The organism is Sphingomonas radicis (genome assembly GCF_051400635.1).
Taxonomy (GTDB): domain Bacteria; phylum Pseudomonadota; class Alphaproteobacteria; order Sphingomonadales; family Sphingomonadaceae; genus Sphingomonas.
In genome coordinates, this window is the sequence record NZ_JBLFFG010000001.1 from 1,423,885 (window position 1) to 1,443,962 (window position 20,078).

Here is a 20,078-nt window from a genome sequence, read left to right on the forward strand (position 1 = left end):
GCCGCCGCGTGCGTCAGTCCTTGAGGCTGGCGGGGACCTTGCCCCCATTGGCCTCGAGCTGGTTCATCACCTGCTTGTGGAGCCAGATGTTCATTTCGGCACTGCCGTCCCTGGCGCCGGTATAGCCGAGCTCCTCGGCCAGCTCCTTGCGCGCGTCCAGGCTTGAGTCGATGTCGAGCAGCTTGAGCAGATCGACGATCGACTGGCGCCAGTTGAGGTCGGGGTTGCCCTTGCCGGCAGCGATGCCCTCCAGGACCTGTTCGACGTCCACGGGCTGCTGTGGCTGGGGCTGAGGTTGAGGAGCGGGAGCCTGCGCGGCGGGCGCCTGCGCCGGGGTGCCCGCCGGCTGGGGCGTGGGCTGCGGAGCCTGCGGCTTGGGTGCGCCGAAAATCGCCGATTTGATCTTGCTGAAAATGCCCATGGTCACGTGCCCCTCGAAGTTGGTGGAACTCCGAGGGGCGCAACGCGCGCCTATGAGCTATGTTCCTTGGCTAGTTCAAGCGGATCGCGGCTTAGCGGCCGCGTCCGCCGCCTTGCCGCTGGCCGCCGCCCGCGGGCTTGGCGCTCCACTTGCGCTTGGGACGCGCATAGTTGCGGGGTGCGTCGCCGCGACCCTCGCCCTGGTTGGGGGCGTCGAAGCGGCGCGGGCGCGGCTCGCCGGACGCTGCCTCGGGGCGGGGCGCCTCGTGACGGCGGGGCTGATCGCTGCGGGGACGATCGCCCTGCGGACGCTGGCGCTGCGGCTGGCCGGGACGGCGGCCATCGCGCTGCATGTCGCGGCCCTGGCGGCCGGCCTGCTCGGAGCGAGTCACCGGCACGTTGACGCGGCTGTTCTTCACCTTCTCTGCCTCGGCGACGAAGTTCGCAGGGAGCGGAACGACGGTGAGCTTCTGGCGCGTCAGCTTCTCGATGTCGCGCAGGTAGGGCCGCTCGTCATCGGCGCAATAGCTGATGGCGAGGCCGGTCGCGCCGGCGCGCGCGGTGCGGCCGATGCGGTGGACGTACTGCTCCGGCACGTTGGGCAGCTCGAAGTTGAACACATGGCTCACGCCCGACACGTCGATCCCGCGCGCGGCGATATCGGTCGCGACCAGGATCTTGACCTTGCCCGAGCGGAACTCGCCGAGCGCGCGCTCGCGCTGCGGCTGGCTCTTGTTGCCGTGGATCGCGTTCGACGCGATGCCGTTGCCCGCGAGCAGGCGGACGACGCGATCGGCGCCGTGCTTGGTGCGAGTGAACACCAGCGCGCGATCGATCGTCTCGTCGCGGAGAGCAATGGTGAGCAGCGCCTGCTTCTCGGCCTGCGTGACGAAAGTCACCTGCTGCTCGACGCGCTCGGCCGTGGTGGCGACCGGAGTCACCTTCACTTCCACCGGATTGTGAATGAACTGGCCGGCGAGCTCGCGGATGCTCTTCGGCATCGTTGCCGAGAAGAACAGGGTCTGGCGCTTCGACGGCAGCTCGCGGACGATCCGCTTGAGCGCGTGGATGAAGCCCAGGTCCATCATCTGGTCAGCCTCGTCGAGGACCAGAATCTCGATGCCGAGCAGGATCGCGTAGCACTGGTCGATCAGGTCGACGAGACGCCCCGGGGTGGCGACGACGATGTCGACGCCGCGCGCAAGATCGGTCTTGTTCTTGTGGATCGAAGTGCCGCCGAACACGGTCGCGACCGAGAGCTTGGTGCCCTTGGCATAATGGCGCGCATTGTCGGCGATCTGGCTGGCGAGCTCGCGGGTCGGGGCGAGCACGAGCATGCGGCAGCCGCGCGGCTGGGCGCGCTTGCCCGATGCGACCAGACGGTCGATCGAGGGGAGCATGAAAGCGGCGGTCTTGCCGGTGCCGGTCTGGGCGATGCCGAGCAGGTCGCGCCCTTCTAGCAGTGCCGGGATCGACTGCGCCTGGATAGGCGTCGCTTCGCTGTAACCCTTGGCTGCAAGCGCAGCGAGAACGGTCTCCGAGAGACCGAGTTGATTGAATTGCATTGTGGACCTTACGAATACGGCCGGCGCGCGCACGGAAAAAGGCGCACGAAGGCGGGGTCAAAAAATGACGACCCGCGTGACTAGGGAAGCCGTGAAACCAACCGAGGCAGAGCCGGGACGCCAACCTTTGTGGGTGTCGTCCGATCACGCTGCTAGATGCCTCGCTGCGCGCCATATGGTAGCAAAGCTGTCCTAGGTCAAGCGGAGGTGGGGATGCGGTACATTGCGTTGGGAGTTCTGGTGGCCGGTTTGATGGCGGCAGGACCGGCTATGGCGCAGACCGCGGCCGAGGCCGCCGCGATCGCTGGCGACCCGCCAGCGGGCCCGCAGACGCTTGCGCTGGTGGACGTCCCCAGCCCGACCGGCCCTGCGGTTTCGTTGTTCAACGGACGCGATCTGGCCGATTGGGAGCCGTGGCTCGGCTATGCGGATCCCGCGCTCACCTATCGCCGACCGGCCGTCGCCCCGCTGGGCACCGGGGCCGATGCGAACGCCACCTTCAGCGTTGTCACCGAGGACGGCGCCCCGGCGCTGCGGGTGGAGGGCAGGACCTGGGGCAGCCTGGTCCACAAGCGCGATTTCGCGGACTATCATCTGAGCCTCGAATTCAAATGGGGAGACGAGGTCTTTGCGCCGCGCCTAACCGAGCCGCAGAACAACGGCCTGCTCTTCCACTCGCACGGCGAGCCGGGCGCCGTCTGGGGCACCTGGATGCGCGCGGTCGAGTTCGAGATCATGCGCGGCTCGACCGGAATGGTCGTGCCCGTGGGCGACGAGATCCGCATCCGCACGCAGGCGGCGCAGGACAAGGCGATCATCTATCCGCACCGGCGTTTCCGTATTGGCGGGCGGGCGATCGACCTGAGCAACAATGGCAATCCCGACTGGAACGTCGAAGCTGCGCGAGACGCGGAGAAGCCGGTGGGGAAGTGGAACCGGCTCGACCTCTACGCAGTGGGCGACCGCGGGATCTATGTCGTCAACGGTGTGCCGGTGATGGAGCTGACCGGCCTTGCCAGGATCGGAGCCGACGGTAAGCGCACGCCGCTCACCCGCGGCCGCATCCAGCTCCAGTCCGAAGGCGCGGAGACTTTCTTCCGCGACATCCGGATCGAGCCGATCGCCGCGATGCCGCGGCTGATCGTGCGCTGAACGGCGGCTCCGCGTCGTAACGGCAGAAACGATTCTGCAATAAACGCGCCCGGACGGGCCATGGGCACGGCGGACCGGGGCCGTCCATTATCCTTCCTTTAACGCTCTGGCCCTAAGCTCCGGTTGAAAAGTTTGGGGGGCGTGTAGTGCTGGTCGCGAGACTCGAAGTATTGGGCGAAGTCGACGAGCGCGGCGCGGTGCGCTTCACTGTCGGCAGCCGGACGACGCTTCGCGGCATGGACGGCAGCCCGATCGACGTGGTCGTCGACAATTTCTCGCGTACCGGTTTCATGTTCATCGCCCAGGTCGAATTTCCTGCGGGGACTTTGGTGTCGGTGGGGCTTTCGGGCGCAGGCGCGCGTGAGGCGAAGGTGGTGTGGCGCGACGGCGACCGGCACGGCTGCGAGTTCCTGATGCCGCTGCCCCGCTCGAAGATGGAACGCGCCTTCCGCGGGCAGCGGGACGTGGTGGCAGAGATCGAGGCCAAGTTCGGCGTGGGCCTGAGGGTGGTCGAAGACGAAGAACCCGAGCCGCAGCCCGAGCCGCGCCGCCTCGGCGCAGCCGGCGCGCGCGACGGCGACGCCTAGAAGTTCAGCGTCGTCGGGTCGGGCGCGAAGGCGCGCTCGCGATATTCGAACCAGTCGAAATCGGCGGGACGTCCGGTGCCCGCCATGTCCTGGCACGCCATCCCGACGAACGCGCCGGTGAAATTGGGTAGCCCAGGAGCGCTCGCCTCGTCCGAGAGGATGCTGGCGTCGAACTGCTCGGGCAGCCAGGTCCAGTCTCGCTCCCCCTCGACGCGGAAGGCGAAGCGCAGCCGCTCGAAATCCATTTCGATGCGGAGCTCGATCCGGCCGGGGGGCAAGGGGATCGGCGCAGTGAAGGCGTCCGCCTGTGGTGAATCGGGAAGCGCCGACATCACCCGGATGTGCCGTCCGGTCTCCGCGTCGTGGCTGACGTGGAGGTAATGGAATTTGGATGCGTTGTAATAAGCGACGAGCCCTGCCGCCTGCTGAAAATGCTCGGGGTCGAACTCCATTGCGCAGGCGGCCGAATAGCAGAAATCCTGTTGCCGCCGCGCGACCAGCGCCTGGGTGAAGAGGCTTCCGATCGTCTCGCGGCCGTAGAGGCGCAGATGTCCGGGGCGTTCGGAAAGGCTGAAGATCCGATCGGGCTCGGGCGTGCGCAGCCACTGGAAATCCAGCGGCAGCTCGGCGCCGTCGAAATCATGGCGGATAGCAGTTTCGCGCGCCGGGGAGGCGCCGCCGGGGAGCGACGGCGCTTCGATCACGGGCACGCCGCTCGCGTCCTCGGTGTAGAGCCAGTCGTCGTCGCCCCAGCGCATTGGCTGGATCGCCGTCTCGCGCCCGAGCACGCAGCGGCCGCGGTTGGGGAGCGGGCGGCCGCACAGATAAGCCATCCAGACCTGCCCCTCGGGCGTCTCGACCAGATCGGCATGGCCCGCGCGCATCAGCGGGGCGTCGGGACGGGTGCGGGAGCTGAGGATGTAGGTGTCCGGATGCAGCTCGTAGGGCCCGGTCAGGGTGCGCGCGCGCGCCATGGTGACGGCGTGGTTCCAGCCGGTGCCGCCTTCTGCAGTGATCAGATAATACCAGCCATTGCGCCTGTAGAGATGCGGTGCCTCGGTGAGGCCGAGCGCGGTGCCCGGGAAGATATTGTGGCGCTCGCCGACCAGCCGGCCCTGCTCGAGCGAATATTCCTGCAGCACGATCCCCGCGAAGCGGTTGCGGCCCGGGCGGTGGTCCCAAAGCTGGTTGAGCACATATTTGCGCCCGTCCTCGTCGTGGAATAGCGAGGGATCGAACCCGCTCGAATTGAGGTGGACGGGATCGGACCAGTCGCCGTCGATGGTGTCGCAGGTCACCAGATAATTGTGGAAGTCGCGCAGGCTCGCGCCCGAGGCGCCGCCCACCGTGGTGCGGCCGTAGCGCTTCACATCGGTGTAGATCAGCCAGAATCGCTCGCCGTCGTGCGTCAAGTCGGGCGCCCAGACGCCGCAGCTGTCCGGATCGCCGCGCATGTCGAGCTGGGCGGGGCGGCGCAGCGGGCGTGTGACGAACCGCCAGTTGGCGAGGTCGCGCGAGTGGTGGATCTGGACGCCGGGATACCATTCGAAGGTCGAGGTCGCGATGTAGTAATCGTCGCCGACGCGGCAGATCGAAGGATCCGGGTTGAAGCCGGGAAGGATGGGATTGCGGATCATTGGGGCCGGTTCCTCCGGGCGCGGATTTCGATGACGATGCCGAGCAGCGCGAGCGCCAGCCCGAAGCCCCAGATGCCCCGCATCGCGATGGGCACCTCGCACGCACTGAAGCTGGTGAACGCGCCGCACGGCACCGGAGCCAGGCTGCTCGCGTAGAACAGCGTCAGCCCGCCGGCCAGGATCGCGCCCAGCAGGATCGGAATCCATCCGCTCTCGCGTCCCTGCTTCTCGCCGGGCTTGCGCACCAGAGTCCACAGCAGGGCCGCCGCAACCAGATCGAATACGCCCAGTGCGATGAAGAACGGATCGTAGCCGATCCGCACGACCAGCGCGCCGATCAGCAGGGTGAAGATCAGCACGCCCAGATTGGCCATCGTCCCGGCCATGCCGGCCACGGTGCCGACTTCGTTCTTCGGGAACAGGTCGCTCGCCATGGTGATGCAAGTGACCGACAGGGTCTGGTGGGCGAAGGCGCCGATGCTGAGCAGCGCGACCGCCATGTACGGACTTGTCACGCCGCCGACGAAGATCATGCTCGTCATCATCAGCGCGCCGAGGGTAAAGGTCCAGCGACGCGCGTCGATCAATGCGATACCGCGGCGTTCGAGCCAGAGCACCAGCGCCGGCCCGAACAGGCAGCCGATATCGGCCGCGACAAAGGGCAGCACCACTGCGATAGCCAATTCGCCAAGGTTGAAGCCGCGAACTTCGCTCAGATAGAGCGGTAGCCAGAAGGTGAGCGTCGCCCAGGTCGGATCCGCCAGGAAGCGGGGCAGGGCGATGCCCCAGAAGTTTCGACGCCCGAGCAGCGACAGCACCGCGGGCCTGGCACCAGTCGCCTGGACATGCGCCTCCTGCCCCGATCGGATCAGCGCAAGCTCCTCCGCAGAGACGGTCCGATGCGCCTCGGGGCTGCGATAATAGCGGAGCCACAGCACCACCCAGAGCAGCGCGAGCGCCCCGGCTACGTAGAAGGCCGCGCGCCAGTTCCACCAGACGATCGCGATCGCGACGATCGGCCCGGCCAAGGCGATCCCCGCCGAGGCGCCGAGATTATAGATGCCGCCGGCCAACCCGCGTTCGCGCGCCGGAAACCATTCGGAGACGACCTTGAGCCCGGCGGTGTGCGAGGTGCCCTCCGCGAAGCCCAGCGCGCCGCGCAGCACGGCTAGCCACTGCCAGCTCGTCACCCAGCCATGCGCGAAGGTCAGCACGCCCCAAGCAGTGGCGAACAGCGCCATGCCGGTGCGCAGGCCAATGCGATCGAGGATGTACCCCACCACCGGCTGGAGCATGATGAACGCCTGAAACACGCCGGTGACCCAGCTATACTGCTCCTTGGTCATCGGCACGTCGGCCTGGAATTCGGGCGTGGCGACGACCACCCCCAAGGTCTGGCGCACGAGATAGTTGATGATCGTGCCGAGCATCACGATCGCGATGATCCACCATCGCAGCGCGCGCGTGCGTTGCCAGAAGCCCATCGCCCTCTCCCGCTCAACCGCGCCCGTGCGCGATTCTGTTAGCGGTAACGGTGGCGGGAAGTCGACCGGAACGCAAGCGAAGGAAGCGGCGTCTCAGGGCTGGGTGGCGGCCGGCTGGCCCTCGGCGATGCGGAGTTCCCCGATGTCGAGCGTGTCGATCTTCAGCGCGCCGATCCGCGCCTTGCGGATGGCGAGCCTGGCGATCGCCAGCGCGCCGATCGCCATCGCTCCCGTCGCCAGCGCTCCCACGGCGAGCGCGCCGGCTGCTACAGCGCCGATGGAGATGCGCCGGTTCGCCAGCTGAATTCGGGCCGTCCCGCGGGCGGATCGAGCCATTTTCCTTACTCCTTCGTGTTCGCCGAACGAGCCGCTGTTCCGCCGGTTCCGTCTCTCTCGCTTTGACCGCAAGTCGCGGGATGTGGCGCGCGGGCGCCGGGCCTATATCATCCCCATGACGATCGAACCGACCATCAGCGACGAACGCGCCTGGCAAGCCTTCGAGGCCCGCGACCGCGCCTATGACGGGCGCGTGATAGGCGCGGTCACCACCACCGGCATCTACTGCAAGCCGAGCTGTCCCGCACGGCGCCCGAAACGCGAGAACGTGATCTTCTATGCCGATGCCGAGACGGCGCGCGCAGCGGGATTTCGCCCGTGCCTGCGGTGCAAGCCCGACGAAGTCGGCCGGGACCGCGTCGCGGTGGCCGAAGCCGTCGCGCTGATCGAGGCAGCCGAGGACCCGTTGGGCCTGGACGAGCTCGCCGAGCGCGTCGGCTATGCGCCACACCATTTCCATCGGCTGTTCAAGCGCGCCACCGGCGTGACGCCGGCCGCCTATGCGCGGGGGCTGCGCGCGCGCCGCGCCGCCACTGCTTTGACCGAGGAGGATACCGTGACCGAAGCCATATATGAGGCGGGCTATTCGGCTCCGAGCCGCTTCTACGAAACCGCTAATGCGCGACTGGGCATGACTCCCAGCGCCTGGAAGCGCGGCGGTGCGGGCGTGACCATCCGCTGGACGGTCGCGTCGACGAGTCTCGGCCCGCTGCTGATCGCTGCAACCGACAAGGGAATCTGCCGTGTCGCCTTCGACGAGGATGCGATCGATCTCGCGCGGCGTTTCCCGGCGGCGGAGATCGTCCAGGGCGGGACAGCGCTCGAGAGCCTGGCTGAGCGGGTGGTGGCGGAGGTGGAGTCTCCCGGCCGCGACGCCGATCTGCCGCTCGACGTCCAGGGCACGGCGTTCCAGGAAGCCGTGTGGCAGGCGCTCCGCGCGATCCCGGCAGGCGAGACGCGCAGCTATGCGCAGCTCGCGATGGCGGTGGGCCACCCCAATGCAGTACGCGCTGCCGGCACCGCATGCGGCGCCAATCACGTCGCGGTGCTGATCCCCTGCCACCGCGCGCAGCGCAGCGACGGCAGCATGGGCGGCTATGCCTATGGCGTCGATCGCAAGCGCGTCCTGCTCCGGCGCGAGGGAGTCGAGGAATGAGCTTCGTGATCACGGGACTCGATCCCGCACCCTTCCTCCGCTTCTACGGCCTTTCGGACGAAGCGCTCGCCGCGGAACAGGTGATGCGGGTGCTCGTCGATGCCCACCCCGGCTTTCCGTGCCGCGTGACGTTGGAGGATGCCGCGCCGGGCGAGACGGTGCTGCTGCTCAACCACGAGCATCTGCCCGCCGCCAATCCCTATCGTTCGCGCCACGCGATCTTCGTGCGCGAGGGTGCCGAGACGCCAGCGCGGTTTAAGGACGAAGCACCGGTGTCGTTGACGTCTCGACTCCTGTCGGTACGAGCCTTTGATTGTGACAGTTTGATGACAAATGCCGAGGTAATCGACGGAACCGAGCTGGTGCCGTTGATCGAGCAGTTCTTCGCGGATCCTGCGGTGGCGTTCCTCCAGGTCCACAACGCCCGCCGGGGATGCTTCGCCGCGCGGGTGGATCGCACGCCATAGAATCCTGCGACCAAATCCCACGCCGTTCGTGCTGAGCTTGTCGAAGCACGGAGGTGCCGATCAAGCGCCCTTCGACAAGCTCAGGGCGAACGGAGGTTCATTTAGTTGCCGCTGGCGAGCCGGATGGTGCGGGGCTGCACGCATAGACCAGCTTCTCGTTATAGACGGGCGGCAGCGCCGCGCGTAGCGCCTGCTGCTGCGCCGCCAGGTTCGCGCGCGCGGTCTGGTCGGCCGAGCAGGATTTGAGCGGAACGTCCGCACGAAGCTGGCGCGCGCGATCCATCTGCGCCGCCGAGAGCAAGTAGCGCGTGTTGGTGTAGGTCCGGCTCGCCGGATCATAATCGAGCAGCGACACTTCCTGCTCGGTCTCGGGCACCAGGATGCGCTGCCAGCGCGTGCCGGCTTCGGCATATTGGGTGCGGCCGTTGATGCAGCCGTCGGCGCCGATGTCGAGCATGACCTGATCGACTGCAGTCACGGTGATGCGGCTGCGCTCGGGCACCAGCGTGCACTGCAGCCTGCCCTGCGCCTCGGCGATCGGAGCTCCGGTGCCGGCCGTCGCGCGCGTTCCCGTCGCGGGTACCGGCACGACACGCGATTCGTCGAAGCTGGGTCGCGTAAGGAATACAGCTGCCGCGCCGAGGATCAGCACCACGCCGCCCGCTGCGACCCAGATCGCCTCGCGCTGGCGATTGCGCGACAGCAGCAGCCCGCCGCCCGCGAGCGCGACGCCCCCGAGCACGAGCATCAGCGCGGCGATCGCCATGTGGTTCTCGCGCGCTGCCTCGTTCCGTGCGCGCGCCTGAGCGATCGCGTCGCGGCGCTGGGCATCGGCCTGGGCGGCGGCGGTCCGGGAGCGCTGCTCGGCCTCGATTCGCGCCTTCTCCTCGGCGCTGCGCTCGGCGGCGAGCTGTTCCTCGACGCTCATGCAGGGCACGCCGACGGTAGCGATCGGCTGTCGTGCCTCTGTCAGGAAGGCGGCGAGTTCGGCGCCGGCTATCGCGAACGCAAACGTCGAATCGCCTTCGTCGGCGCGCGTGATCGCCGAGTTGACGCCCAGCACGCGGCCGCATCGATCGAGCAGCGGCCCGCCCGAATTGCCGCGGGCGATGCTGGCGGTGTGAAGCAACACATTGGTCCCCTCCAATGTGCGCGGGCCCGCAAAGCCGCCCTGCGAGCGCACCGGGGACTGGGGCGTGATGAAGTCCGCCGCCGAGCGTGCAGTGGCGAGATCGACGTTGCCCGGATAGCCGAGCGCGATCAGCGCATCGCCGTCGCTGGGCGCCCCGGAGAAAAGCGTGAGCGGCGGCAGGCGCACGCCGCTGAACTCGATCAGCGCCAGGTCGCGCTGCTGGTCGATCGCGATCAGCCGGCCCTGATAGGATTTGTCGCCTTCCGACGGCACGATTCCGATCACGACGTTGTCGGGATAGCGATCGGCAAGCTCGACGACATGCGCGTTGGTGACGATCCGGTTGGGCGCCACCGCAAAACCGCTGCCATGGCCGAAGCCGACCACGTCGTCATCGACCACCGCGATCGTGACGATGCGCACCACGCCACGCCCTGCCGCAGAGATGTCGTCGGCGCGCGCCGGCCCAGCCCATGCGAGCACCAGCGCCACCAGCATCAGCAACCGCAGGACCATCGCTACTCGACCCTAAATCGTTGGCGCGCTGCTTTCGGGCAAAAGCCGCGACGGTTCAAGCGGTGCGGATCGAACAGATCCTAGCTCGCGTCCGGCCCCCCGGCGTCTTCCTTGGATCCCTCGGCTGCCTTGAGCGCCGCTGCCGCATCGCCGCTGTCGATCGCGGCAAGGATAGTCGAGGCGTGTTCCGCCATCGGGCCCCCGTGCGGATTGAACGCGAGGGGACGGATCGTCTCGCGCGCCTCATCGAGCTTGCCGTCGCGCAGCTTGGCGAGCGCCGCGTTCATGCGCAGATCCGAGTCATACGGGGCAAGCGCGAAGGCCTTGTAGAGCCCCTCGCGCGCGGTGGGCGTCGGTGTCATGCCCGAATCGGTGAAGCTGCGAAAATAGAGAATCAGCGGCTCGGGATCCTCGGGATCCAGCTTGTTGGCCGCGATGATCGTCTTGCGGATCGCTTTCCAGGTATTGGCCGAGAAATCCTTCTTGCCGAGCGCCAGCGCCATTTGTGCCCTGGCTTTGTAGCAATAAGCCTCGACCAGCTTGGGGTCGGCAGCGATGGCGCGATCGGCGGCAGCTTCGGCCTCAACCAAGTCGCCCGCGTCATAGGCAGTCTCGGCGAACCAGCGCTGGACCAGGCCATCCTTGGGAAAGGACGCGGCAGCCTTTTTCGCCGCGGCATAGACACGCGGCGCCGTCTCGCTATCCACGCCGGCGGTCGAGCGGAGCCGGACTTCCATGAAGGCCTCCTCGCCCGGCGTCAGGTGGCGCAGCGTGACCGGGGCAGGGGTGATGACGGTCGCTGCGATCCTGCGCGCGCTTAATTTGCCGCGGGCATAGCGATCGAGCTCGCGATCGAGCGTGCGCAACTCGCCGAAGGCGGCCTGCGCAGCTTCGCGCGCCGGCTTGCCGTCGTTGATCGCCTTCAGATAGGCCATCCCCTGTTCGCCGCGGCTACCCTCGATCAGGATATAGTGCGCGAGCAGCCAGCCGCGACCGTAGAGCGATTCCAGCTGGTCCTGGCTCAGCTTGCCGGTATCGGGGGCGAGCATCCGCTCGAGCGGCAGGTTGCCTCGCATTATTCCCGCTGCGCGATACAGCGGCGGATAGCCGACGACCACGCTGCCGTCCTTGTCCAGCCGGGTTGTCGCATGGAATTCGGCAAAGCCTTCGATGAACCAGCGCGGATAGGCCGCGTGGGGCCACGCCGTGTACATGAAATGATGCGCATATTCGTGGAACAGGATGGCGACAGCGCTGAGATCATAGTCATCGGCGCCGGCGTTCCGTGGCACGAAGGCGATCGGACCGGTGGCGCGGCTCTGATACACGCCCGCCACGTTGCGCATCTTCGAAAGCCGGCCGACATCCGCAGCATCGTCGACGACATAGACCGTGACGCGATTGGCCGGCCCGATCTCCGGATCGGGCTGATTCCACAGCACGCGCATCGCCTTGTCGAAGCGCTCCAGCTTTTCCGCGAAGACGCGCAGTTTTTCGGGCCTCTGCTCGGAATAGACGATGAAATGCTTCGAGCTCGCTTCGTGCCACTCGGCCTGCGCCGGTTGCGCGGCAGCGAACAACGCCAGCGCCAAGAGCTTGCGAAACATCAGAAACTGCCCCCCTCTTTCCCCGGCGGGCAGGCTAATTCAGTCGGATGGGCGAGAATAGTAGGAATCCGACATCGCCGGAAGCTTCAGAGAAAGCTGTACGGATCCACGTCCACCGCCACGCGGACCTTGGCGCTCCACTCCAGTCCGCCCAGCCAGCCACGGATCGCGTCCTGCACTGCGAAGGTGCGGCTGGCGTGGACCAGCAGGCGGAAGCGGTGGCGGCCGCGCAGCATCGCGAGCGGGGCAGGGGCGGGGCCGTAGACGTGGATGTCGTCACCTTTCGGCGCGGCGCGGCCGATCATCCGCGCGGTCTCCTCGGCGGCGCCCTTGTCCTCGCTGGAGACGACGATCGCGGCGTAGCGGCCGAACGGCGGGGCCTCGGCCTCGCGCCGTGCCTCGGTCTCGGCCGCGTAGAAAGCCGGGCCGTCGCCCGAGACCAGCGCCTGCATCACCTGTGCCTCGGGCGCATGGGTCTGGATGAAGACGTGGCCGGGCTTCTCGCCGCGCCCCGCGCGCCCGGCGACCTGCATGATCTGCTGGAAGGTGCGCTCGGCCGCGCGCAGGTCGCCGCCGTCGAGCCCGAGGTCGGCGTCGACCACCCCCACCACCGTCAAATTGGGGAAATGATAGCCCTTGGTGACAAGCTGGGTGCCGACGACGATGTCGATCGCGCCATGCTCCATCCGCTGCACGAACTCGGCGGCCTTGGCGGGCGACCAGAGCGTGTCCGACGTGACGATCGCCGTGCGCGCATCGGGCCACAGCGCGGCCACTTCGTCGGCGATCCGCTCGACCCCGGGGCCGCAGGCGACGAGCGAGTCGGTCTCCTTGCACTCGGGGCATTCGCCGGGCGTCGGAATGGTGTGGCCACAGTGATGGCAGGCGAGGCGGCGGATCAGCCGGTGCTCGACCATCCAGGCCGTGCAGTTCGGGCATTGGAAGCGGTGCCCGCAATGGCGGCAGAGCGTGAGCGGCGCATAGCCTCGCCTATTGAGAAACAATAGCGACTGCTCGCCGCGTTCGAGCGCAGCGTCTATGGCGAGCACTAGCCGCGGCGAGAGCCAGCGGCCGCGCTCGGGCGGCTCCTTGATCAGGTCGATCGCCTCGATGTCGGGAAGCTCTGCGGCGCCGTAGCGGCCGGGCAGCTTGAGCTCGGCGTAGCGGCCGAGCTCGACCTGATGGCGGGTCTCGATCGCGGGCGTGGCGGAAGCGAGGATCACCGGGCATTGCTCGAACAGCCCGCGCATCACCGCCACGTCGCGCGCGTGATAATGAACGCCTTCCTCCTGCTTGAAGCTGGTCTCGTGCGCCTCGTCGACCACGATCAGGCCCAGGTTTGGATAAGGCAGGAATAGCGCCGATCGCGCGCCGACGGTGACCATCGCCTCGCCGCGCGCGATCGCCCGCCACGCGCGGCGGCGCTGCGACGTGCGAAGCCCCGAGTGCCAGGCGACCGGCTCGCATCCGAAGCGCTGGGTGAAGCGGGTGAGGAATGGTTCGGTAAGCGCGATCTCCGGAAGCAGCACGAGCGTCTGTCGGCCCATCGCCAGCGCGGCGGCGATCGCTTCGAAATAGACTTCGGTCTTGCCCGAGCCGGTGACGCCGTCGAGCAGAAAGGGGCTGAATTCGTGGCGCTCGACTGCGTCACGGAGCGTCCGCGCGACTGCCGCCTGCTCGGCGCTCAGTTCGGGCGGGGCGAAGCCGGGATCGGGGAGCGGATAGGGGGTGTCGGTGTCCACCGTCACGGCTTCGATCGCGCCGGTCTTCACCAGCCCGCGGATCACGGCTTCGGATACGTCCGCAATCGTCGCCAGCTCGCGCACTAGCCCCTGGCGCTCGCCGATCCGCTCTAGCGCCTGTTCGCGCTGCGGGGTCAGCCGATCGGGCACTGCGCCGGTCGCGCGATATTCGACGATCGTCGGCGCGCCTTCGAACGCGGCTGTCGAGCGCACCGTCATCGCGAGCACCGCGGAGGGCGGCGCGAGATAATAGTCCGCCGTCCATTCGATCAGCCGCCGCACTGAAGCGGGAACCGGCGGCGCGTCCGCCACCGCGATCAAGTTACGGAGGCGATTGTCACCGATTTCCTCGGTGGGCATCCGCTCGGGCTCCCACACCACCCCGGCATATTGGCGTGGGCCGATCGGCACGACGACGATCGACCCGGGCTCGACCGACATGCCCTGGGGCACGCGATAATCGAGGGGGCCGAGCGCAGGATGGAGGACGAGGACGCGGGCGCGCATGCCGCCGTCATATGGCTATTTTGGCCGCGAGGGGAATCCCGTCAGAGCGAAAGCGACAACTGGATCGAGAGCGCGTGGTCCATCTGCGCGCTGCCGCCGTTCCGCGCGAAGCGATATTGGTTGAGATAACCGATGTCGGAGGACACGCCCTCGGCGATCGGGACCGCCACGCCGATGATGTTGCGCATCCGGTCATAGCCGGCACGCTGGCCCCAATCGGTGCTGTTGGCCATGAAGAAGCTCTCATGGCTCACGAACACGGCGGTGTTCTTGCCGACGGGGTGGTTGTAGCGGACGAGCGGCCGGATACGGAAACCGATCTCGTCGCCGTCCGGGTGGAAACGTTCGTCGACGCGCAGGCGCCCGGTGACTCTGCCGTAGGTCAGCACGACATGCTGGCGCAGGCGATCCTCGTCGTCAGCAGTATTGCCGCCGTGGCCGCTGACATGACGATAGCCGAGGCCGATCTCGACATGCTTCGAAAGCTTGTGGCTGACGATGCCGCCGATCTCGGTGTGGAACAGTCCGTCCTGGCGGTCGCTGAACCGCGCGATTCCCTCCAGGGTGATCCGCGTGTCGTCGCTCAGCGCGACATTGGCATTGGTCTGCAGCCACAGCTGCTCGTCGGTCTCCTGCGCATGCGCAGCGCCCGGCATGAGCAGCATCGCGGCGAACGCCGGGGCAATCAGTGCAACGCGCAGCATCCGCGCCCTTCTCTGAACTATGAGTCGATTGGCGCGCGCCCTATCACAATGCCATGCGGTTGTAACACTGTAGAAACACGGGAAGGGGTGGCATCCCGGCGCCGCAGCGCCCAAATAGCGACGATGGCATCGTCGCCCCCATCGATCATCCGCGTAATCGACCTCGAAACCACCGGCCAGGCGCCTCCCGCGCACGGTGTGTGCGAGATCGGCTGGCAGGATGTCGCGCTCCAGCCCGACGGCCGGTGGGAGCTGGAGGGCGAGGGCGGCAACCGGCTGGTCAATCCCGGCCGGCAGATTCCGCCGCTCACCATGGCGATCCATCACATCCGCGACGAGGACGTGGCCGACGCGCCTTGGTGGCACGATGTCGCGCGGCCGATCCTCGATCCCTGGCCGCGCCGCGTCGCCCTTGCTGCGCATCGCGCCGATTTCGAGCAGCAATATTGCACCTCGTCGCTGACGCGCGGCGCCGACTGGATCTGCACCTGGAAGTGCGCGATGCGGCTGTGGCCGAGCTCGCCGGGCTTTTCGAACCAGATGCTCCGCTATTGGCGCAAGCCCGAAGGCCTGGTGCACGAGCGCGGCCTGCCGGCGCACCGCGCCTTTCCCGACGCCTATGTGACCGCGCATCATTTGCGCGACATGCTCAACGAAGCCAGCGTCGCGCAGCTCATTCAATGGTCGCGCGAGCCGGGGCTGCTGCCGCGCGTCCGCTTCGGCCCCGACCGCGGCAAGGAATGGAGCGAGATCGACGAAGATTCGCTCCACGCCTTCCTGTCCGATCGCGACCCCGACGTTCGCTACACCGCCGAGCAGGAATATGCCCGGCGCACCGGCGGCGGCGCGCGCCGCACGCCCGCGCAGGAACAGCTGCTCCTTTAGACCGCATCGGCATTCCCGCCTGCTTATAGGGGGCAATTGCATATGGAATGTGTTGCCAGTCCGGGAAGGGATTCGGCAAAGTCTCCGTTCGTCCTGAGCTTGTCGAAGGACGTCCCTTCTTCCGGCTGGCGCTCGCGGCGAAGAAAAAAAAGCCCTTCGACAAGCTCAGGGCAAACGGAATTTCCATATGCTATTGCCCCGCCTTGCCCTGGCGGGGAGGGAAAACCGAATGTGGATACAGCCTAGCCGCGCCGGCCGGCGATCAGCGTCCGCATGCCTTCGAGCACCCAGCCGTAGAGGAGATGCGAGGCGGCGCCATAGGCGTGGCTGGCGAGCGACGCGTCCTCCGGCGGCGGGGCGAGCCCTGCTGCGGGTACTACGGCCTCGTCGAGCAGCGCGGCGGTGGCGATGCCATAGGCGCTGCCGAAGCCCGAACGCGCCTCCGGCCGATATTCGGCGAGCACGCCATAGATGCCGCCCAGCACGCCGCCGACGATGTAATGGACCGCCATGCCCGCCTTCTCGCGATAGGGCTCGGGCACGGGATCGCCGATCAGCGCCTCGCTCGCTGCGTCCGCCGCCTTCACCGTTGCGGGATCGGCAGCCTCGTCCTCCTCGGGAAGCAGATTCTTCGCTCGCGACTGGAAGGCAGCCATCGCCGCAGACGCCACCAGCCCGGCGGCGACGCCCGCCAGCAGGCCGAGGAAAGGACGGGGTTCGCTAGCCATGCGCCACGGACGCTCCAGCTCAATATTCGATGCGCGTGGCGGTCAGCTTGCGCTTTTCGAGCTGCACCTGAACGCTGTCGGCCCCGGCAAGATGGCCGGCCCCCACCGCGACGAACACGGTGCCCGGCTTGTCGAGCCGCTTCGCGATCCAGTCGGCCCAGCGGATGTTGCGATCGGTGAGTAGCACTTTGGCCACCTCGGGCGTGTCGCGCATGCCTTCGTTCATCGCCTCGGCAAGCGCCGTGGGATTCCCCGTCGACCAGCTCGTGACCATCTTCTCGAGCTCGCTTCCCATCTTGGGGAAATCGTCGATCGTCGAGACGAGGAACTTGACCTGGAGCGCCTCGGGAAGCGCGTCGAAATAGCCGAGCTGCTGCTCGGGCGTCTCCAGCCCGGTCACGGGCTTGCCCGCGCTTTTGGCCGCGGCGGAAAGCACGCTCTCGGCGCCGCTCCCGGGGTCGTAGCCGAGCTTGGGGAGGCCGGCGACGGTGAGGGTGACTGCGGCGAACCACGGATCGAAACGGTCCATCGCCGCGCTCGGGATGCCCACGTCGGTCGCCGCCTTGGCAAAGGCATCGCGCTTGTCGGCGGGCAGCTTCTCGCTGAGCGCCGGCCCCTTCGTGTCGAGCGCCATCTGCATGACGAGGCCCTGCATCGTCTGCGGATCTGGCTCGACCATCTCGAGCACCAGCTCGTCGCTCTTGTCGAACGCCGTCTTCACTGCCTCGTCGAACCAGCTCAGGCCCGGCTTGAGCACATGGACGGTGCCGAAGAGATAGATGGTGGTGTCGGCATCCTTGACCACCCAGAGCGCCGGATCGGCGTCCTGCGTGGGAGCAGCGGCGGGGGCAGGGGCCGCCTGCGGCGCCGCGGTCTGGGCGTGCGCAGCGGATGTGAGCGCCAGTGCAAGTACGGCCATGGTGCGCTGCAGGAACTTGACGGTCATCAATTCGGCCCCTCCGGATGGAAAACGCTGCGAATGCTAGCAGCCTGGATGATGGTGCGCGAGCGTTACCGGCCGATTAGCCCAGCCGGGCCGCATGCCAGGCGACATGCTCCGCGAGGAAGGTCGAGACGAAATAATAGCTGTGATCATAGCCGGACTGGAGGCGCAGCGTCAGCGGGATGCCCGCGGCGTCGCATGCGGCACGGAGCAGCTCGGGGCGGAGCTGCTCGTGGAGGAACGGGTCGGCATCGCCGACATCGACCAGCAGCTCGGGGACCCGCGCGCCGCCGAGGATCAGCGCGCAGGCATCATGGTCGCGCCACACAGCGCGGTCCTCGCCCAGATAGCCAGCGAGCGCCTTCTCGCCCCAGGGGACTACGCTCGGCGCGACGATCGGCGAGAAGGCCGAGACCGAGCGGAAGCGCTGCGGATTGCGCAGGGCCACGGTGAGCGCGCCGTGCCCGCCCATCGAATGACCGGTGATCCCCTGGCGATCCGTGTCCGCCATTGGGAATTCGGCCGCGATCAGCGCAGGCAGCTCCTGCTCGACATAGGTCCGCATCCGGAAATGACGCGACCAGGGCTCCTGCGTGGCATCGACGTAGAAGCCGGCGCCCTGGCCGAAGTCATAGGCCTCGTCGTCGGGTACGCCCTCGCCGCGCGGGCTGGTGTCGGGCGCCACCAGGATCACCCCATGCGCGGCGCATGCCTGCCGGTATTCGCCTTTCTCGGTGACATTGGCATGCGTGCAGGTGAGCCCCGAGAGATACCAGAGCACCGGCAGCTTTGTCCCCGGAGCATGCTCGGGCACGAAGGCCGAAAAGACCATGTCGGTGCCAGTGGCTGCCGAGGCATGTCGGTACACGCCCTGGGTGCCGCCGTGGCTGCGGTTCGCCGAGACGGCCTCCACGGTCATGTCAGGCCGCCGGCCGATGAATCGCGCAGAGCTTGTTCCCGTCGGGATCGCGCAGATAGGAAAGGTGCATTGGCCCCAGGGCGCCGCCATCGCGCGGCCCGGGCGGGTCCTCGATCGAGGTCCCCCCATTGGCCACACCGGCGTCGTGGAACGCCTTCACCTGCTCGGGCGAGTCGCACTTGAAGCCGATCGTGGCGCCGTTCGCGCACGTCGCCGCGCCGCCGTCGATCGGTTCGGAGATGCAGAAGGTCCCGCCGTTGTGCCGATAGAACAGCCGCGCATGGCCGCTCTTCGCAACGTCGCGGAAGGGCTCGCCGGTGAAGCCGAGCGTGCCCAGCACCGCATTGTAGAACTTCCTGGACCGGTCGAGGTCGTTGGAGCCGACCATGATGTGATTGAACATGGCTTCCCTCTCTCTCTAATACACCACCACGCTGCGGATGCTCTCGCCCGCGTGCATCAGATCGAAGCCCTTGTTGATCTCCTCGAGGCTGAGGACATGGGTGATCATCGGGTCGATCGCGATCTTGCCGTTCATGTACCAGTCGACGATCTTCGGCACGTCGGTCCGGCCCCTGGCACCGCCGAACGCCGTGCCCTTCCACACGCGGCCGGTGACCAGCTGGAAGGGGCGGGTGGCGATCTCCTTGCCCGCCTCGGCCACGCCGATGATGATCGATTCGCCCCAGCCGCGGTGGCAGCATTCCAATGCGGTGCGCATCACTTCGGTGTTGCCGGTGGCGTCGAAGCTGTAGTCGGCGCCGCCGTCGGTGAGCGCGAGCACCTCGGCGATCACGTCCTCGCGGCTCTTGCCCTTGCCGTTGATGAAATGCGTCATGCCGAACTTGCGGCCCCACTCCTCGCGATCGGGGTTGATGTCGACGCCGACGATCACGTCCGCGCCGACCATTCGGGCGCCCTGGATGACGTTGAGGCCGATGCCGCCCAGGCCGAACACCACCACCTTCTCGCCGACCTGAACCTTGGCGGTGTTGACCACTGCGCCCACGCCGGTCGTGACGCCGCAGCCGATGTAGCAGCTGGTCTCGAAGGGCGCGTCCTCGCGGATCTTCGCCACGGCGATCTCGGGCAGCACGGTGAAGTTCGAGAAGGTCGAGCAGCCCATGTAATGGTAGATCGGCTGCCCCTTGTAGCTGAAGCGGGTGGTGCCGTCGGGCATCAGCCCCTTGCCCTGCGTCGCGCGGATCGCGGTGCACAGGTTGGTCTTGCCCGAGAGGCACGATTTACACTGGCGGCACTCGGGGGTGTAGAGCGGGATCACGTGATCGCCGGGCTTCACGCTGGTGACGCCGGCACCCACTTCGCGGACCACGCCCGCGCCCTCATGCCCGAGCACCGACGGGAAGATGCCCTCCGAATCGAATCCGTCGAGCGTATAGGCGTCGGTATGGCAGATGCCGGTCGCCATGATCTCGACCAGCACTTCGCCCGGCTTGGGGCCTTCGAGGTCGAGCTCGACGATCTCGAGCGGCTGCTTCGCTTCGAACGCGACTGCGGCGCGGGTCTTCATGGGGCTGTCTCCTTGCTCAGGCGCCTGATCGGGGAACCCGGGGCGGCTTGCAAGGAGGGA

The 20,078-nt window shown here is 67.5% G+C and carries 19 protein-coding genes; 5 read left to right on the forward strand and 14 right to left on the reverse strand.

Annotated elements, in window-relative coordinates; translation table 11 throughout:
• Nucleotides 1–13: 13 nt before the first annotated feature.
• Both ACMGDH_RS06445 and ACMGDH_RS06450 read right to left on the reverse strand, forming a co-directional pair.
• Entirely contained in the window at nucleotides 14–421 is a 408-nt protein-coding gene (locus ACMGDH_RS06445; protein WP_436827240.1) for a DUF3597 domain-containing protein, read from the reverse strand.
• A gap of 91 nt (nucleotides 422–512) precedes the next feature.
• Nucleotides 513–1,985, reverse strand: coding sequence for a DEAD/DEAH box helicase (locus ACMGDH_RS06450; RefSeq protein WP_436827074.1), 1,473 nt, complete (start codon nucleotides 1,983–1,985; stop codon nucleotides 513–515).
• 240 nt (nucleotides 1,986–2,225) lie between these two features.
• Here ACMGDH_RS06450 and ACMGDH_RS06455 point away from each other — a divergent pair, with 240 nt between their 5' ends.
• A complete protein-coding gene (locus ACMGDH_RS06455; RefSeq protein ID WP_436827075.1) occupies nucleotides 2,226–3,137 on the forward strand; it encodes a 3-keto-disaccharide hydrolase in 912 nt (303 codons plus the stop codon).
• A 146-nt stretch (nucleotides 3,138–3,283) separates the two neighbouring features.
• Nucleotides 3,284–3,724 carry a PilZ domain-containing protein gene (locus ACMGDH_RS06460; protein WP_436827076.1) on the forward strand — a complete coding sequence of 147 codons (441 nt, stop codon included), beginning with the start codon at nucleotides 3,284–3,286 and terminating at the stop codon, nucleotides 3,722–3,724.
• Here ACMGDH_RS06460 and ACMGDH_RS06465 read toward each other — a convergent pair.
• From ACMGDH_RS06465 to ACMGDH_RS06475, 3 genes are all read right to left on the reverse strand, one after another.
• Nucleotides 3,721–5,361 carry a glycoside hydrolase family 43 protein gene (locus ACMGDH_RS06465; RefSeq protein ID WP_436827077.1) on the reverse strand — a complete coding sequence of 547 codons (1,641 nt, stop codon included), beginning with the start codon at nucleotides 5,359–5,361 and terminating at the stop codon, nucleotides 3,721–3,723. The two genes, ACMGDH_RS06460 and ACMGDH_RS06465, sit on opposite strands and share 4 nt — an antisense overlap.
• On the reverse strand, nucleotides 5,358–6,845 hold the full coding sequence (locus ACMGDH_RS06470) for an MFS transporter (protein WP_436827078.1): 1,488 nt from the start codon (nucleotides 6,843–6,845) through the stop codon (nucleotides 5,358–5,360). Before ACMGDH_RS06470 ends, ACMGDH_RS06465 begins: the two co-directional genes overlap by 4 nt.
• Nucleotides 6,846–6,938: 93 nt before the next feature.
• The gene (locus ACMGDH_RS06475) at nucleotides 6,939–7,181 is read right to left on the reverse strand and encodes a hypothetical protein (protein ID WP_436827079.1); all 243 of its coding nucleotides are present in this window, start codon (nucleotides 7,179–7,181) and stop codon (nucleotides 6,939–6,941) included.
• Nucleotides 7,182–7,296: 115 nt separating this feature from the next.
• Between ACMGDH_RS06475 and ada the strand changes: the two genes are divergently transcribed.
• Nucleotides 7,297–8,337, forward strand: coding sequence for a bifunctional DNA-binding transcriptional regulator/O6-methylguanine-DNA methyltransferase Ada (ada, locus tag ACMGDH_RS06480; protein WP_436827080.1), 1,041 nt, complete (start codon nucleotides 7,297–7,299; stop codon nucleotides 8,335–8,337).
• On the forward strand, nucleotides 8,334–8,804 hold the full coding sequence (locus ACMGDH_RS06485; protein WP_436827081.1) for a DUF1203 domain-containing protein: 471 nt from the start codon (nucleotides 8,334–8,336) through the stop codon (nucleotides 8,802–8,804). Before ada ends, ACMGDH_RS06485 begins: the two co-directional genes overlap by 4 nt.
• Nucleotides 8,805–8,901: 97 nt before the next feature.
• Here the strand turns inward: ACMGDH_RS06485 and ACMGDH_RS06490 are convergent, their stop codons facing one another.
• From ACMGDH_RS06490 to ACMGDH_RS06505, 4 genes are all read right to left on the reverse strand, one after another.
• Nucleotides 8,902–10,452 (reverse strand): S1C family serine protease, encoded by a 1,551-nt coding sequence (locus ACMGDH_RS06490; protein WP_436827082.1) that lies wholly within the window; start codon nucleotides 10,450–10,452, stop codon nucleotides 8,902–8,904.
• 80 nt (nucleotides 10,453–10,532) lie between these two features.
• On the reverse strand, nucleotides 10,533–12,059 hold the full coding sequence (locus ACMGDH_RS06495; RefSeq protein ID WP_436827083.1) for a tetratricopeptide repeat protein: 1,527 nt from the start codon (nucleotides 12,057–12,059) through the stop codon (nucleotides 10,533–10,535).
• An 86-nt stretch (nucleotides 12,060–12,145) separates the two neighbouring features.
• Nucleotides 12,146–14,308, reverse strand: a complete 2,163-nt coding sequence (locus ACMGDH_RS06500) for a primosomal protein N' (RefSeq protein ID WP_436827084.1) — start codon at nucleotides 14,306–14,308, stop codon at nucleotides 12,146–12,148.
• 41 nt (nucleotides 14,309–14,349) lie between these two features.
• The gene (locus ACMGDH_RS06505; RefSeq protein WP_436827085.1) at nucleotides 14,350–15,012 is read right to left on the reverse strand and encodes a DUF2490 domain-containing protein; all 663 of its coding nucleotides are present in this window, start codon (nucleotides 15,010–15,012) and stop codon (nucleotides 14,350–14,352) included.
• 123 nt (nucleotides 15,013–15,135) lie between these two features.
• Between ACMGDH_RS06505 and ACMGDH_RS06510 the strand changes: the two genes are divergently transcribed.
• A complete protein-coding gene (locus ACMGDH_RS06510) occupies nucleotides 15,136–15,897 on the forward strand; it encodes an exonuclease domain-containing protein (RefSeq protein WP_436827086.1) in 762 nt (253 codons plus the stop codon).
• Nucleotides 15,898–16,139: 242 nt separating this feature from the next.
• Here the strand turns inward: ACMGDH_RS06510 and ACMGDH_RS06515 are convergent, their stop codons facing one another.
• The 5 genes from ACMGDH_RS06515 to ACMGDH_RS06535 form a co-directional block, all read right to left on the reverse strand.
• A complete protein-coding gene (locus tag ACMGDH_RS06515) occupies nucleotides 16,140–16,625 on the reverse strand; it encodes a DUF1440 domain-containing protein (RefSeq protein ID WP_436827087.1) in 486 nt (161 codons plus the stop codon).
• 19 nt (nucleotides 16,626–16,644) lie between these two features.
• The gene (locus ACMGDH_RS06520; RefSeq protein ID WP_436827088.1) at nucleotides 16,645–17,571 is read right to left on the reverse strand and encodes a TraB/GumN family protein; all 927 of its coding nucleotides are present in this window, start codon (nucleotides 17,569–17,571) and stop codon (nucleotides 16,645–16,647) included.
• A gap of 76 nt (nucleotides 17,572–17,647) precedes the next feature.
• Nucleotides 17,648–18,487, reverse strand: a complete 840-nt coding sequence (gene fghA / locus ACMGDH_RS06525; RefSeq protein ID WP_436827089.1) for an S-formylglutathione hydrolase — start codon at nucleotides 18,485–18,487, stop codon at nucleotides 17,648–17,650.
• Nucleotide 18,488: 1 nt separating this feature from the next.
• Nucleotides 18,489–18,890: a VOC family protein gene (locus ACMGDH_RS06530; protein ID WP_436827090.1), complete on the reverse strand. Its 402-nt coding sequence runs from the start codon at nucleotides 18,888–18,890 to the stop codon at nucleotides 18,489–18,491.
• Nucleotides 18,891–18,905: 15 nt separating this feature from the next.
• Nucleotides 18,906–20,018 carry an S-(hydroxymethyl)glutathione dehydrogenase/class III alcohol dehydrogenase gene (locus tag ACMGDH_RS06535; protein WP_436827091.1) on the reverse strand — a complete coding sequence of 371 codons (1,113 nt, stop codon included), beginning with the start codon at nucleotides 20,016–20,018 and terminating at the stop codon, nucleotides 18,906–18,908.
• Nucleotides 20,019–20,078 lie beyond the last annotated feature (60 nt).

Bases quoted from the DNA above. Each gene is read 5' to 3' on its own strand.
- ACMGDH_RS06445 (WP_436827240.1), bottom strand. From the start codon at position 421: ATGGGCATTTTCAGCAAGATCAAATCGGCGATTTTCGGCGCACCCAAG.
- ACMGDH_RS06450 (WP_436827074.1), bottom strand. From the start codon at position 1,985: ATGCAATTCAATCAACTCGGTCTCTCGGAGACCGTTCTCGCTGCGCTT.
- ACMGDH_RS06465 (WP_436827077.1), bottom strand. From the start codon at position 5,361: ATGATCCGCAATCCCATCCTTCCCGGCTTCAACCCGGATCCTTCGATC.
- ACMGDH_RS06470 (WP_436827078.1), bottom strand. From the start codon at position 6,845: ATGGGCTTCTGGCAACGCACGCGCGCGCTGCGATGGTGGATCATCGCG.
- ACMGDH_RS06475 (WP_436827079.1), bottom strand. From the start codon at position 7,181: ATGGCTCGATCCGCCCGCGGGACGGCCCGAATTCAGCTGGCGAACCGG.
- ada (WP_436827080.1), top strand. From the start codon at position 7,297: ATGACGATCGAACCGACCATCAGCGACGAACGCGCCTGGCAAGCCTTC.
- ACMGDH_RS06485 (WP_436827081.1), top strand. From the start codon at position 8,334: ATGAGCTTCGTGATCACGGGACTCGATCCCGCACCCTTCCTCCGCTTC.
- ACMGDH_RS06490 (WP_436827082.1), bottom strand. From the start codon at position 10,452: ATGGTCCTGCGGTTGCTGATGCTGGTGGCGCTGGTGCTCGCATGGGCT.
- ACMGDH_RS06495 (WP_436827083.1), bottom strand. From the start codon at position 12,059: ATGTTTCGCAAGCTCTTGGCGCTGGCGTTGTTCGCTGCCGCGCAACCG.
- ACMGDH_RS06500 (WP_436827084.1), bottom strand. From the start codon at position 14,308: ATGCGCGCCCGCGTCCTCGTCCTCCATCCTGCGCTCGGCCCCCTCGAT.
- ACMGDH_RS06505 (WP_436827085.1), bottom strand. From the start codon at position 15,012: ATGCTGCGCGTTGCACTGATTGCCCCGGCGTTCGCCGCGATGCTGCTC.
- ACMGDH_RS06510 (WP_436827086.1), top strand. From the start codon at position 15,136: ATGGCATCGTCGCCCCCATCGATCATCCGCGTAATCGACCTCGAAACC.
- ACMGDH_RS06515 (WP_436827087.1), bottom strand. From the start codon at position 16,625: ATGGCTAGCGAACCCCGTCCTTTCCTCGGCCTGCTGGCGGGCGTCGCC.
- ACMGDH_RS06520 (WP_436827088.1), bottom strand. From the start codon at position 17,571: ATGACCGTCAAGTTCCTGCAGCGCACCATGGCCGTACTTGCACTGGCG.
- fghA (WP_436827089.1), bottom strand. From the start codon at position 18,487: ATGACCGTGGAGGCCGTCTCGGCGAACCGCAGCCACGGCGGCACCCAG.
- ACMGDH_RS06530 (WP_436827090.1), bottom strand. From the start codon at position 18,890: ATGTTCAATCACATCATGGTCGGCTCCAACGACCTCGACCGGTCCAGG.
- ACMGDH_RS06535 (WP_436827091.1), bottom strand. From the start codon at position 20,018: ATGAAGACCCGCGCCGCAGTCGCGTTCGAAGCGAAGCAGCCGCTCGAG.